The organism is Mesorhizobium sp. M7A.F.Ca.CA.004.06.1.1, assembly GCF_003999135.1.
Lineage (GTDB): Bacteria > Pseudomonadota > Alphaproteobacteria > Rhizobiales > Rhizobiaceae > Mesorhizobium.
Genome location: NZ_RZPQ01001340.1, coordinates 1 through 689 on the forward strand (window position 1 = coordinate 1; position 689 = coordinate 689).

Sequence of the window (689 nt, forward strand, 5' to 3'; positions counted from 1 at the left end):
GCGACTGGGAGATCATCATCGGCCTCGAGGTCCATGCGCAGGTCACGTCGGAAGCAAAGCTGTTTTCGGGCGCCTCGACGGCCTTCGGCGCGCCGCCCAACGCCAATGTCAGCCTGGTCGATGCGGCGATGCCGGGCATGCTGCCGGTCATCAACGAGGAATGCGTCAAGCAGGCGATCCGCACCGGCCTGGGGCTGAAGGCGCAGATCAACCACAAGTCGGTCTTCGATCGGAAGAACTACTTTTATCCCGACCTGCCGCAGGGCTACCAGATCTCGCAGTTCAAGCAGCCGATCGTCGGCGAAGGCACGGTGATCGTTTCGGTCGGCCCGGACCGCCAGGGCGAATTCGAGGACATCGAGGTCGGCATCGAGCGGCTGCATCTGGAGCAGGATGCCGGCAAGTCGATGCACGACCAGCATGCGACCATGTCCTATGTCGATCTCAACCGCTCCGGCGTGGCGCTGATGGAGATCGTCTCCAAGCCGGACATGCGCTCGGCCGACGAGGCCAAGGCTTATGTCACCAAGCTGCGCACCATCGTGCGCTATCTCGGCACCTGCGACGGCAACATGGACGAAGGTTCGATGCGCGCCGACGTCAACGTTTCGGTGCGCAGGCCGGGCGGCGAGTTCGGCACGCGCTGCGAGATCAAGAACGTCAACTCGATCCGCTTCATCGGCCAGGCC

At 63.6% G+C, this 689-nt stretch carries 1 pseudogene; it reads left to right on the top strand.

The features are described 5' to 3' along the window. A pseudogene (gene gatB / locus EN906_RS36195) lies at positions 1-689 on the top strand (Asp-tRNA(Asn)/Glu-tRNA(Gln) amidotransferase GatCAB subunit B); the annotation flags it as partial.